Origin of the sequence: Mycobacterium sp. (assembly GCF_035314665.1) — a bacterium.
In the GTDB taxonomy this organism is placed as follows: domain Bacteria; phylum Actinomycetota; class Actinomycetes; order Mycobacteriales; family Mycobacteriaceae; genus Mycobacterium.
Genome location: NZ_DATFZD010000050.1, coordinates 1 through 12,513, shown reverse-complemented (window position 1 = coordinate 12,513; position 12,513 = coordinate 1). Strand labels below are relative to the sequence as shown.

The following is a 12,513-nucleotide window of genomic DNA, read 5'->3' as shown; positions in this document are numbered from 1 at the left end:
TGCACGCGATGACGATGTCGTTGGCGGTCGAGTGGGGCCGCTACGGCATTCGTCTCAATGCCTTTGCGCCCGGTCCGATTCCGACCGAGTACGCCTGGGAAATGCTCAATCCCACCGATAAGAGCTCGGTCGGTGCCACGCAATCAGAGCAGATACCCCTGGGCCGCCCGGGGACGATCGACGAGCTGGCGAACCTGACGATCTTCGCGTTCTCCGACGCGTGCGACTACCTGACCGGGGAAACCATCGCAATGGATGGTGGCCAACGACTGGCCGGACCCAATACGTTCGCCGGTCTGACTGCGATGAGCGATGTGGATTGGGAGAACGCGCGGGAGCGCAGCAAAGCAGCGTCGGCGGAGGCCAAGGCCGCGCGCAGCGTCTAGCCACCGCGCACAGCACAGAAACGGGAAGGGCAGTCCATGAAGGTGATCGGGTCTATCGATGAGGCCGTGCAGCTGATCGGCCAGGAATTGGGCGTCAGCGACTGGACGGTCGTCGACCAGAAGCGCATCGACGCGTTCGCCGATGTCACGGGGGATCATCAATGGATCCACGTCGATCCGGACCGCGCGAGCGCCGAAACTCCCTACGGGGGAACAATTGCCCACGGATTCCTGACGCTTTCCCTGATCCCCGCACTCAGCAAAGACAACTACCGTGTCGAAAACGCGAAGATGGGCATCAACTATGGGCTCAACAGGGTGCGCTTCCTCGCGCCGGTTCCGGCCCGCGGCCGCGTCCGCGTTCGATCTGAGCTTGTCGACGCCGCCAAGGTGGACGACACCACGGTTGACCTCACCGTGCGGCACATGGTCGAGCTAGACGGTTCTCAGAAGCCGGCCGCTGTGGCGGAGCTGATTGCGCGAATGGTTTTTTAGCCCAATCCGTACGGTGTGGCCAAAGAGAGCCGGTGTGAATGCTCTGTGACGTGCCGTACACCGTGAATATGTCGTGGCTGACTGCATTCAGCGGCGTCGGGTAATAAAATAACCATATAATAGGTCTTACCTTTATGCCGAAGCTTGGAAGGGCGGAGGGACGATGGAACCAGGCGCGACGGGCTCGGCCCCAACACGTTCAAGCGTGTTACTCAAGCCGGTGGACGTTCCCAAAGCGTCCGACGTGTTAGCCCGCGAACTTCGTGAGCGGATCCTTTCCGGCGAGCTGACTGAGGGTACGGCGCTTCCGGCGGAGCGTGAGCTGGTCAAACAGACACAGATGAGCCGAGCTACGGTGCGAGAGGCGTTACGCATCCTCGAGGTGCAGAACCTCGTTCGGGTCCGGGCGGGCCGAGCCGGTGGGGCATTCGTCCAGCGACCGACGACAAACGGAATGGCAAGCTCGGTGAGCATGCTGATCCGAGGCCAGAAGATCAAGCTGGCGGATCTGATGGAAACGCGTGAGGCGTTGGAGCCGTTCTGCGCCGAGTCGGCCGCCCGCAAACGGACTGATGACGATCTGGAATCGCTGGACCGTGCCAATGAAGCCATCGCCGATCCCGATGCGGACCTAGCGGCGTTTCTGCAGGCCAACCTTGACTGGCATGTGGGGGTGGCGATGGCCAGTCACAACGAACTGTTGATTGGCTTCATGACCGCGTTGTCGCATGCCATCTACGCCGGAACCGAGAATGCGGCGTTCGTCGATGACAACGTGCGAGCAGTCACCGGGCGCGCGCATCGGTCGATCACCGCCGCAATCCGCAGCCGCGACGCCGAAGCGGCCGGTCGGCGCATGCGTCGCCATGTGCACAGCTACGCAAAGGCCGCACTGGCCGTGGACAAACGTGAGGAAATCGCCGTCGACGACTAAAGCTCAGGCGGTGGCCTGAACTTGTCGGCGTCACGCCACTGCAGAAAGTGCAAGGCGTGGTTCAGTTTTCGCGATAACTTCGTCGACACTGACACCGGGCGCGGTCTCGATCAGGTGCAGACCGTCGTCGGCGACGTCGATGACGGCAAGGTCGGTGAAGATTCGGCTCACACAGTGCTTGCCGGTCAGCGGCAGCGTGCAGTGCTCGACGATCTTCGCGCTGCCATCCTTGGCGGTGTGTTCCATCATCACGAAAACCTTTTCCACGCCGTGCACCAGGTCCATCGCCCCGCCCATGCCCTTGATCATCTTGCCGGGGATGGTCCAGTTGGCCAGGTCGCCGGCGGCCGAGACCTGCATGGCGCCGAGCACCGCGATGTCCAGGTGTCGGCCGCGGATGATCCCGAACGAGGACGACGAGCAGAAGAACGCCGCACCCGGCAACGTGGTGACCGTCTCCTTACCGGCGTTGATCAAGTCGGCGTCGAGGTCTTGGCGCCGCGGGTATGGTCCGACACCAAGAATCCCGTTTTCTGAATGCAATACGACGGTGATGTCGGCGGGGATGTGGCTCGGAATCAAGGTAGGTAACCCGATGCCGAGGTTGACGTACTGCCCGTCGCGCAGTTCGGCGGCGACCCGCGCCGCCAACTCGTCTCGGCTCCAGCTCATACTGTGCCACTCCTCGTCATCGCTTCGCTCGGCGTCGTCGTCGGCGCACTCATGGCCGCACGGTCTCTTTCTCAATCTGCTTCACCGGGTTGGGTACATGGACCACCCGGTGCACGTAGATCCCCGGGGTGTGCACGTGGGCGGGGTCGATTTCACCTGGTTCGACGAGCTGCTCAACTTGGGCGATAGTGATCCGGCCCGCCACGGCGCAGTCTGGATTGAAGTTGGCGGCGGCCGCGTGATAGACGAGGTTGCCGTGCCTGTCACCTTTGAAAGCGTGCACCAGTGCGAAGTCAGTGCGGATGGCTCGTTCCAATACGTAAGCGACACCGTCGAATTCGCGGGTTTCCTTCGGCGGCGAGGCAACGGCCACAGTACCGTCTGCGTGGTAGCGCCACGCTAGACCCCCGTCGGCCACCTGTGTCCCAACTCCCGTGGGGGTGTAGAAGGCGGGTATCCCGGCGCCGCCGGCGCGCAGTCGCTCGGCCAATGTGCCCTGTGGGGTTAGCTCCAGCTCAAGCTCACCGCTCATGTATTGGCGGGCGAATTCCTTGTTCTCCCCGACGTAAGAGTTGATTGTGCGCCGGATCCGCTTGTGTTGCAACAACACTCCTAAGCCGATACCGTCCACGCCCAAGTTGTTCGAGACCGTCTCCAGATCGCGGACCCCGAGCCCCAGCACCGCCGCGATCAGCGCCTGGGGGATGCCGCACAGCCCGAAGCCGCCGACCGCCAGCGACGACCCGTCCGTCACGTCGGCAACGGCTTCCGCCGTCGTTGCCACGACCTTATCCATCGTCACAAGCCTCCTCGCGACTTCAGCTCTTGGGCATGCCGAGGATGCGCTCGGCGACGATGTTGCGCTGGATGAACGTGGAGCCGCCCGCGATGGCAGTACCCCGAGCCTGATAGGCAAGGCGCAGCCACCGCTGGCTGTCGGCAGATGACGAATCAGCCGCAGTCTTCTCGGCGAGCGCGAACTGCCCATCCATCTCATCGAGCTCCAGCCCGAAATCGGCAATGTCCTCGACCAGCGGGCAAAAGAACAGTTTCCCAATCGAAGTCACCGGACCCGGTGGACCGTCCCCGGTGGCTGCGGTGATCACCCGCTGCCCGATCAGGTAGTGCACGAGCGCCCGTCCGTACAGATCCGCGATCCGTTGTCGCACCAGCGGGTCGGCTCCCAGCGGTGTGCCGTCATCTTTTGTACGACAGGCGATCTGGCGGATCAAATGGTCGACGGCGCCGGTGGTGTTCACCCGGCCTGTGGCAATGGCCACCCGCTCGAACGCCAGGGTGCCCATCGCGACCCGCCAGCCGCCGTCCACTTCACCGAGGACGCAGTCATCAGGGATGAAGACCTCGTCGAGAAATACTTCGTTGAACTCGGCCTCTCCCAGCATGTGTGCCAGCGGACGGACCTCGACGCCCGGACTGTCCATCTTGAGTAGGAAATACGTGATCCCGCGGTGACGGGGTCCGCCGCCCGTGCGGGCGAGCAGGATCGCGTGCGCCGCCAACTGTGCGCGGCTTGTCCAGATTTTCTGTCCCTGGATCCGCCAGCCGCCGTCCACCTTGGTGGCGGTGGTGCGCAAGGACGCCAGGTCCGAACCGGCCTCCGGTTCGGAGAACAACTGGCACCAGATCTCATCACCGGTCAGGATCGGTTGAAGAAAGCGTTGCTGCTGGGCCGGCGTACCGAACTCGATGATCGTCGGTCCTGCGAAATCCTCGCCAATGATGTTGAGCCGCTCAGGTGCACCGGCTCGATCGAGTTCCTCGTTGAAGATCGCGCGCAGCTTCGCGTCGGCGCCGCCGCCACCGTATTGCGTTGGCCACGACAGCCCGGCATATCCGGCGTCGTAAAGCAAGCGCTGCCACGTCCGCCAGTAGTCGAGCTTGTCCTCGAGACGTGCTGGTTCGGGCCCGCCCAACTGAGGCACGGTGTTGTGTAACCACGTCCGCGCCTGTGCACGGAATTCAGCTTCGGCGGGGCTGTCTTTCAATTCCATCAGGGAGCGCCCGCCGCGTGCTGGGTATGCGCGCCTTCTTCTTTGAGACGTTGTTCGATGTCTTTGCGCAACTCGTGTTTCAGGACTTTGCCAGTTGCGGTCATCGGCAACGAGTCAAGGGTGACGACGCGCTCAGGTGTCTTTTGGATGGGCATGCCCTCGCCGAGCAAGAACTCGCGGAGCCCGTCCACCGTCGGCGGGTCGTTTCCCGGCTTGGCGACCACATAGCAGCACACCCTCTCGCCGAGCTTTTCGTCGGGCATCCCCACCACCGAGAACGCCTGCAACGCAGGGTGGTGCGCCAGGTGCTCCTCAATCTCGCGAACGCTGATGTTCATCCCGCCGCGAATAACGATGTCTTTGGTTCGGCCGGTGACCCGCACGTATCCGTCGTCGGTCATCGTCCCCAGATCGCCCGACCTGGAAAAGCCTTCATTGGTGAAAAGTGCTGCGGTTTCTTGAGGGTTTGCAAGGTATTCGATCATGTGGGCGGGGCCGCGGTAGGCGATGTCGCCTTCGGTGCCGCGGGGCACTTCGTTACCTTTGTCATCGACGATCTTGACCTCCGCACCCGGCATCGCTGTGCCGTCCGACGTCAGGGCGCGCGAAACGTGGTCGGTGACGGAGCACGTTGTGGTGACCAAGTTTTCGCTACGCCCATAGAGGCTGAGGACCTTGATGTTGGGAAGTGCCGCGCTGGCGTGCTTGACGACTGCGGCAGGGATGGGCGCGCCCGCGCATGTCCACAACCGCAGCGTGGCTAGATCGTGGCGTTCGGCGTTGTACTCCGACAACAAGGTGTGCAGGAAGGTTGGCGCCGTGACCGCTGCCGTGCAGCCAAAGCGCTGAATCTCGTCGATGCCGCGGGCCGGATCCCACTTGGCCATGAGATGTGTCGAGGCCCCCGTCAGCATGGGCAGCAACACGCTGGTGACCAGCCCGGTCGTGTGGGCTATCGGAGAGGGGCCGAACTGGACATCGGCGTCGGTGTAGCCGAATGGCCCGATCAGCGCGCGCGATCCCGCACAGTACGTGTTGAACGTGTGCACGCATCCTTTCGGCCGTGAGGTGGTGCCAGAGGTGTAGACGATGACGAACGGCTCATCGGGATTGGGCGAAGCGTCGAGTTCCTGGCGGGCGCTGTCGCCGTCGGCGTCGGCCTCCAACTGCTGCAGGGTGAATACACCGGCATCGGCATCGGCGACTTCTTCGGCGGCACTGTCGGGCCTGGCAACGACGATCGTGAGTTCTGGATGCTCATTGCGCATGCCGAGATACATGTTTAAATAGTCGAATTTTCCAAAGTTTCCAGGCGTGAACACCGCTCGTACGCCGGCATTCGAGAGGACATAGCTAACGTCGTCGCGCCGATAAATGGGCATGATCGGGACCATGACGACGCCAAGTCGCGACAGTGCGGTCAGCGTCTGGATGAATTCGACCCAGTTGGGCAGCTGGACGGCGGCGGTGTCACCGCGTCGCAGGCCCTGCCGGTGGAGGCCGACGGCCAGCCGTTGGCCAGCGTCGAAGAGCTCTCGGTAGGTCAGCGATCTCGTCCCGTCGGTCGCGAAAACCTTGTCGGGGCTTTGTTGGACGCGCCGAACCAACAGGTCATGGAAGGTGTCGGTCGCCCAGATTCCCGACTTGTAGTAGTGGTCGATTTCCTGCGGGCTGTAGCGGTCGGTGTACGGGCTTGGCTTCATCGCGCAATTCCTCGGTTCTCGGGATCCCGCCCTCCGGGCAGCGGGTTGCCCCGGAGGCATAATTCTTCGAATCATAGAATGGTCAGACCGAAACGGCAAGGACTCTTCCCGACATATAGATCTTCAGGTGTTGCGCCAGTGGGGGGAGCGCTTCTCCTTGAAGGCCAGCACCCCTTCGGCCAGATCGTTGGTGGTGAAGGCCAAGGCCAGCTGGGCTTGCAGGTAGTCCAGCGCCGATTCCAGTGGCATGTCGCGGGTCGCTGCCAGCGCCTTCTTGCCCATACCGAGCAGCAACGGTGATTTGCCGGCGACGTCAGCGATCCACTGACGCAGAGCGTCGTCGAACTCAACGTCGGGTACTACCCTGTTGACCAACCCGGCGGCGGCGGCCTCCGCGGCGGTGATTAGGCGGCCGGTCATCATGAGTTCGTTGGCGATCAGTCGGCCCGTGGCGCGGAAGATCAATGCCGAGATCATGAAGGGGAAGGCGCCGACGTTGATCTCCGGGCAGCCAAGTCGTATCGATTCTTTGGCGATGATGAGATCACAGGCCAGCGCGATGCCGAGCGCGCCAGCAAGCACGTCACCGCTAGCCGCGCAGATTACCGGCTTTTCAATTCCGGTAAGGGTGCGGAAGAGGGTAGGGAATCGGTCGAGGCCAGCGTATTTAACGATCGTCGCGCGGTCGTCGGCGAAGGCGTCAAGGTTGCCACCGGAGGAAAATATCCGTGGGTGAGAGGATGTCAGGACGACCACTCTCACCCTCGGGTCGGCTGCCGCGCGTTGCAGTGATGTGCTCAGCTGATCGAGCAGCGCGTCCGACAAGGCGTTGCGTCGCGCGGGGTCATTCAGCGTCAGATAGGCCGCCAAGGCATCGCCTTCCGGGGTGGCGGCTTCGAGCCGATAGGTGACCAGTTCGGCTTCCTCGGTCACTCCGTGCCTCCTAGGTCCAATTGCCCGCTAGTTGTGTGTCAATACGCATTTGCCGAAGGTGCGCCCATGTTCGAGGTATTCGTGGGCTTCGGCTGCTCGGTCTAGCGGGAACTCGCGGTCAATCGCCGGCGGGCGCACCGAGCACCGATCGATCATCTGGAGCAGGTCGGCGAAGTCCCTGCCGCTGCCCATAGTTGTTCCCAGCAGATCGAACTGACCGAAATAGAAGCTGCGAATGTCCATGGAGGCGGTCTGTGCGGCGTTCGCGCCGAGCACGACCAGCCGTCCGCCGGGACGCAGTGCGCGCACCGACTCGCTCCAGCGGCCGACGGGGTCGAGGACCAGATCAAACCCGTGGTCTGGCGACGTGGCGCGAGCCTGCTCCGGCCAACCCTGTTCGCTGTGCAGCACGCCATCGCGGGCCCCCGCGGCAACCGCGCGCTCGATGGTCTCGACTGCGGAGGAGGTCACCGAGATGCTGGCCCCGGCAGCGGCCGCGAGGGCAATCGCCATCGTGGCAATTCCGCCGCCGGCGCCGACCACCAGCATCGATTCACCTCGTTGTAGCCGTCCGCGGACAAACAAAGCGCGGTATGTCGTCAAACCGACCAACGGCAGCGCGGCGGCCTCGGCCCAATTCAAACCACGAGGCTTGGGTGCCACGCACTCGGCGGGCACGCTGACCAGCTCGGCATAAGTCCCAGGGGTGTGGTCGCCCAGAATCTCCCAACGGCTGCCTGGTGCTTCCTCGCGGTCGCCCCAGTTCAGCGAAGGGAGAATCACCACTTCCTCGCCCGTGTCGGTGCGCACGCCAGCGCCGTCGGCGCCGATTATGTGCGGCAACGGTGAGCCGTAGCGACCTTGGCGAACCAGAACGTCATGCCAGTTCAGCGCGCTGGCGCGTAGCGCTACGGTTACCCATCCCGGCCTTGTGGCGGGCCCGGGGAATTCGCCGGGACGCAACACTGCGGCGGTCCCGAACTCCTGCATGATCACAGCGTGCAAACTCCACCTCCTATGGCCTGACCATTAGACCATTGCCCAAGTTTGCGCACAAGCCAAGCCGGAGTCGGACTAGCTGGACGGCCATTCCGGTCCGCTGGACTGCGGACACTGTGATGAAGTCCATGTTTGCCAATTCGTTGTGGTGCGCGTTACATGGGCCTATACTTCGGTCCAATGGTATGACCAATCGGCGGAACGGCCGGCTCAGGAGACGAAGAGAGGAGTGGGCGATGGTATCGCGAGCGCCCATAGCTGCCATTGCGGACGATCCCGCGGTGGTGGCGCGTGCGGAGGCAACTGTCGCAGCCGCCGCCGACCATCTCAAAGTGTCGCCTCCCGATCTGACGCCCACTGCGTTGGGGCACCAGCTGGCCAACCTCAGGCAACGACTCGAGCAACGCATCGCGCTGCCATCGGAGCCGAGCGACGACTGGGCGACAACGGCCGAAATATTGATCTCGATCCTGAGGGTGCAGTGCGAACTCCTCGACCACGATCTGGCTCGCCGGGTCAAATCCATGTCGGAAATCCGTCACGCGCTGGGCTACCTACGCGGTCTTCCGCCGCGCAGGATGATTTACGCCGCCGGTGAGGTTTTGAGCCGGGAGTTTGCTTATGCGCGGACCATGATTTCCACCGTGCGGGGTTCGTTGTGGCTACCCCAGTACGCGTATATCGAAGACGAAGGGGCCGATCCGCATTCGCGATCGCTCCTCGAGTACATAACTGACCGACAGATTCAGCTGGCGGACGCTCCGCTGGAGACAGAACTCGTCCGCAAGCGCTGCGGGGTCTTCGCACCGTCGCCCATGGACGACAAACGCGTGTTCAAGGACATCATGGAGGTCTCCGGTTGCTTCGGCTATATCGGCGCACCAATCACCGTTCAGGGCAGGGCAATCGGAATTCTGCACGCCGACCGCCCCGAACCCCACGGGATAGTGACGATGGATCATCTCGAACAATTACAGGCCTTCGCCGAGTGTCTGTCGGTAGCGTTCGAGAGCGCGGCACTCGAAGAGAAGGCTGCGCAACAGCGGCTGGAAGTCGATAATTTGTGCGCCAATGTGGACGAACTGCTCGGCAGGTCACCCCGCCCGGAGCTGTGGTCATTGCCGGGCGCGGTCCTTCGGCACGATGCTTTTGGCCATCGCGACCAACCCACCGTCGCCGAATTGACCTCTCGCGAACGCGAAATCATGTCGCATGTAGCGACGGGAGCCACCAATGGTCAGATCGCCCGATGCCTTGTGATCTCGGAAGGGACAGTGAAGTCCCATCTGAAACACATTGCGAAGAAGCTCAATACATCCAGCAGGGCAGCGGCAGTCGCGACCTACGCCGGCATTGCTAGTGCTTGACGACGGGACGTCACTATGAACACCCGCGCGATGGTGACCCGACTCAACGACCTCAACAAACAGCTATGTGACGCGTTCGGGATCTCCCGATCGGGTGACGCGACGAGTCTCGACGAGGCCATCGCGATATCGGCCGCCACTACCGAGCGACTGGTGACCCGCGAACGTTGTGCCAGCGACGACGCCGGGTCAACGACCGGACAAAGCCTGCTGACGGACTTTCTGCAGGCGCAAGTCGAAGCGCGCCAGGTGAGGGGAGGTGAGCGCGCGGATGTGGTCCGGTCTTTGACCGATGGCATCCGTCGCATGAAGAAAGCCGGGTCGTTACAAGGACTCGGCCGTCAAGCCTGTACCGAACTGTGTGACGTGCTTGGCTTTGACAGCGCGTTGTTGTCGTTCGTCGAAGACGACGGATTTGTCGTCGAGGAATCCGACCATGGCCTGGGCGGCCCCACCGTGATCGCGCGTCGCGACTGTGCACCGGAGCGGAGATGTATTCGCCATCGGGACACCGTCCGGACGGATGAGGCCGACGTGCCCCCTTCGCCTGGCTACGGCGAGTTGCTCGGCAGCGCGCACTACATCGTGGCCCCCGTCGTAGCGAAATCGCGTGTGGTCGCGCTCCTCCACGTGGGGCGCCGCAGCGACGACGGCATCTCTGACGGCGACGTCGATGTGTTCGACGCGTTCGCCTCAGCCTATTCGCTGCTTCATGAGCGGATGCTGAATACCGAACGCGTGCAGCAACAGCGGACCTCGATCGCCCGCGCGGCAGCGAGGCTGACCGAGGAAGCAGACCGCATCGCCGCGGCGGCCATCAGCTTTGATACCGAAGACGACACCCGGGTCGAGCCACCAACGGTAGCGGCAGATTCCGCATTGGCGGCCACGTTGTCGGATCGCGAGCGTCAGGTGTTCGAAAGGCTGGTCCTGGGAGCCTCCAACGCCGAGATCGCTGACGAACTCGTCATTACCGTGGAAACGGTCAAGACACACGTGAAAAGGATCCTTCGCAAGATCGGGGCCATCAACCGGTCAGAGGCGATCGCACTTTACCTGGATGAGGCCAGAAGCCCGCGCCGTCGCAGCCGGTAGCGATGAAGCCGTCGAGGGTCGCGACGCCTTTCTCGAGAAGCGCGATCCCGACTACGGCCGTTTCCCGCGTTACTTCTGATTTCCAGCGGGCGATCGCCGGCTCGGCTATTACAGCCTCGTTAGCGGTGGGTGAAGTTGGGGGCCCGTTTTTCGATGAACGCTGCCATTCCTTCGGTCTGGTCGTCGGTGGCGAACGCGGAGTGGAACAGCCGTCGTTCGTAGAGCAGCCCTTCGGCCAAGGTGGATTCGAACGCGCGGTTGACCGCCTCCTTGGCCATCCGGCTCGCCGACCGCGACATCTGCGAGATGGTGGTGGCGACGGCCTTGGCCTCGGTGAGCAAGTCGTCGGCGGGCACCACCCGCGATACCAGCCCGCTGCGTTCGGCCTCGGCGGCGTCGATGGTGCGGCCGGTCAGAATCAGGTCCATGGCCTTGGCCTTGCCGATCGCCCGGGTCAGCCGCTGTGAACCGCCCATGCCGGGCAGCACGCCGAGTTTGATTTCTGGTTGGCCGAATTTCGCTGTGTCGGCGGCGATCAGCAGGTCGCACATCATCGCCAGTTCGCAGCCCCCACCCAGGGCGTACCCGGCGACCGCGGCGATCGTCGGTGTGCGGACGGCGGCCAGCTTGGCCCAGGGGGCGAAGAAGTCGCCGTCGAAGACGTCGGCGAACCCCAGCTGCGACATCTCCTTGATGTCGGCGCCGGCGGCGAATGCTTTCGCCGAACCGGTGATGATGATCGCACCGATGCCGGGATCGTTGTCGAATTCTGCTGCCGCGGTGGTGACTTCATGCATCACCTGACTGTTGAGCGCGTTGAGCGCCTTGGGCCGGTTCAGCGTGATGGTGCCGACCCGCGCGTCGCGCTCGACCAGGATGGTTTCGTAAGCCTTGTCAGTCACTGGAGCTGCCTTTCTAGAACGTCAGATCGTCGGCGACCGGTGCGAAGTAGGCATCGACGTCGGCCGCGCTCACCTGCCCCAGCGATGCCGGCGACCATTTCGGATTGCGGTCCTTGTCGACCAGCTGGGCCCGGATGCCCTCCACCAGATCGTGGGAACGCAGCGACGCGCAGGACACCCGATAGTCTTGGGTCAGAACATCTTCCAGCGTGTCCAACTTGGCCGCACGGCGCACCGCCTTCAGCGTCACCGACAACGCGACGGGGGAGCGGGTGGCGATCAGGTTGGCGGCGTCGTTGGCCGGCCCGGCGTCATGGCCGCGCAATGCGGCGACGATATCGGCGACGGTGTCACCAGCATAGCACTGGTCAATCCATTCACGTTGCGCTGCAAGGTTACTCGGCGGCGGCTCGACGGCATGGGCGGCCAGTGCGGCCTCGACGCCGTCGGCGACGATGGCCTGGCTGAAAGCGTCGAGTTTGTCGTGCGGAACAAAGTGGTCGGCGAATCCCAGTGCGATGGCGTCGGCGCCGGAGAACGGCGCACCGGTCAGCGCCGCATGCAAACCCAGCGAACCCGGTGCGCGCGAGAGCAGATAAGCGCCGCCGACGTCGGGGATGAAGCCGATACCGACCTCGGGCATGGCCAGCTTGGACGTATCGGTCACCACCCGGGTGTCGGCGTGTGCGCCCACACCCACGCCGCCGCCCATCACGATGCCGTCCATCAACGACACATACGTCTTACCGAAGCGGCCGATCTGGCCGTTGAGCAGATACTCGTCGCGCCAGAACCGCCGCGCCGCGACCCCGTCGGCGCGAGCGCTGTGATAGATGGCCACCAGGTCGCCGCCGGCGCACAGGCCGCGCTCCCCGGCGCCCGAGAGCACCACCGCACCGACCGCGGCGTCGCGCTCCCAGCCGGCCAGAACAGCGCGCAGCTCATCGACCATGCCCTGGTTCAGCGAGTTGATCGCCTTGGGCCGATTAAGCGTCACAAAACCGACACCGTCTTC

13 protein-coding genes are annotated in these 12,513 nt (G+C 63.5%); 5 read left to right on the top strand and 8 right to left on the bottom strand.

Annotation, left to right across the window (positions count from 1 at the left end; all coding sequences use genetic code 11):
• The 3 genes from VKI00_RS03790 to VKI00_RS03780 form a co-directional block, all read left to right on the top strand.
• Positions 1 to 386 (top strand): SDR family oxidoreductase (locus VKI00_RS03790; RefSeq protein WP_324435516.1); only part of this gene is annotated, 386 nt, incomplete at its 5' end.
• A gap of 36 nt (positions 387 to 422) precedes the next feature.
• A complete protein-coding gene (locus VKI00_RS03785) occupies positions 423 to 881 on the top strand; it encodes a MaoC family dehydratase (protein ID WP_324435514.1) in 459 nt (152 codons plus the stop codon).
• Positions 882 to 1,044: 163 nt separating this feature from the next.
• Positions 1,045 to 1,815: a FadR/GntR family transcriptional regulator gene (locus tag VKI00_RS03780; RefSeq protein ID WP_324435512.1), complete on the top strand. Its 771-nt coding sequence runs from the start codon at positions 1,045 to 1,047 to the stop codon at positions 1,813 to 1,815.
• A gap of 30 nt (positions 1,816 to 1,845) precedes the next feature.
• On the opposite strand, the gene VKI00_RS03775 is transcribed toward VKI00_RS03780, so the two are convergent.
• The 6 genes from VKI00_RS03775 to VKI00_RS03750 all read right to left on the bottom strand — a co-directional run bounded on the left by VKI00_RS03775 (position 1,846) and on the right by VKI00_RS03750 (position 8,140).
• Entirely contained in the window at positions 1,846 to 2,487 is a 642-nt protein-coding gene (locus VKI00_RS03775; protein WP_324435510.1) for a 3-oxoacid CoA-transferase subunit B, read from the bottom strand.
• Positions 2,488 to 2,536: 49 nt separating this feature from the next.
• Complete coding sequence (locus tag VKI00_RS03770; protein ID WP_324435520.1) at positions 2,537 to 3,283, bottom strand: CoA transferase subunit A; 747 nt, start codon at positions 3,281 to 3,283, stop codon at positions 2,537 to 2,539.
• A 22-nt stretch (positions 3,284 to 3,305) separates the two neighbouring features.
• Positions 3,306 to 4,499, bottom strand: a complete 1,194-nt coding sequence (locus tag VKI00_RS03765; RefSeq protein WP_324435508.1) for an acyl-CoA dehydrogenase family protein — start codon at positions 4,497 to 4,499, stop codon at positions 3,306 to 3,308.
• Entirely contained in the window at positions 4,499 to 6,202 is a 1,704-nt protein-coding gene (locus VKI00_RS03760) for an AMP-binding protein (protein ID WP_324435506.1), read from the bottom strand. Before VKI00_RS03760 ends, VKI00_RS03765 begins: the two co-directional genes overlap by 1 nt.
• Positions 6,203 to 6,325: 123 nt before the next feature.
• Positions 6,326 to 7,117 carry an enoyl-CoA hydratase/isomerase family protein gene (locus VKI00_RS03755; RefSeq protein WP_324435518.1) on the bottom strand — a complete coding sequence of 264 codons (792 nt, stop codon included), beginning with the start codon at positions 7,115 to 7,117 and terminating at the stop codon, positions 6,326 to 6,328.
• Positions 7,118 to 7,162: 45 nt separating this feature from the next.
• Complete coding sequence (locus tag VKI00_RS03750) at positions 7,163 to 8,140, bottom strand: quinone oxidoreductase family protein (protein WP_324435504.1); 978 nt, start codon at positions 8,138 to 8,140, stop codon at positions 7,163 to 7,165.
• Positions 8,141 to 8,496: 356 nt separating this feature from the next.
• Between VKI00_RS03750 and VKI00_RS03745 the strand changes: the two genes are divergently transcribed.
• Complete coding sequence (locus VKI00_RS03745) at positions 8,497 to 9,501, top strand: helix-turn-helix transcriptional regulator (protein ID WP_324435502.1); 1,005 nt, start codon at positions 8,497 to 8,499, stop codon at positions 9,499 to 9,501.
• Positions 9,502 to 9,516: 15 nt separating this feature from the next.
• Positions 9,517 to 10,596 (top strand): LuxR C-terminal-related transcriptional regulator, encoded by a 1,080-nt coding sequence (locus VKI00_RS03740; RefSeq protein ID WP_324435500.1) that lies wholly within the window; start codon positions 9,517 to 9,519, stop codon positions 10,594 to 10,596.
• A gap of 119 nt (positions 10,597 to 10,715) precedes the next feature.
• On the opposite strand, the gene VKI00_RS03730 is transcribed toward VKI00_RS03740, so the two are convergent.
• Together VKI00_RS03730 and VKI00_RS03725 are read right to left on the bottom strand one after the other, a co-directional pair.
• Complete coding sequence (locus VKI00_RS03730) at positions 10,716 to 11,498, bottom strand: enoyl-CoA hydratase (RefSeq protein WP_324435498.1); 783 nt, start codon at positions 11,496 to 11,498, stop codon at positions 10,716 to 10,718.
• A gap of 13 nt (positions 11,499 to 11,511) precedes the next feature.
• A partial coding sequence (locus tag VKI00_RS03725; protein WP_324435496.1) for an enoyl-CoA hydratase/isomerase family protein occupies positions 11,512 to 12,513 on the bottom strand: 1,002 nt, incomplete at its 5' end.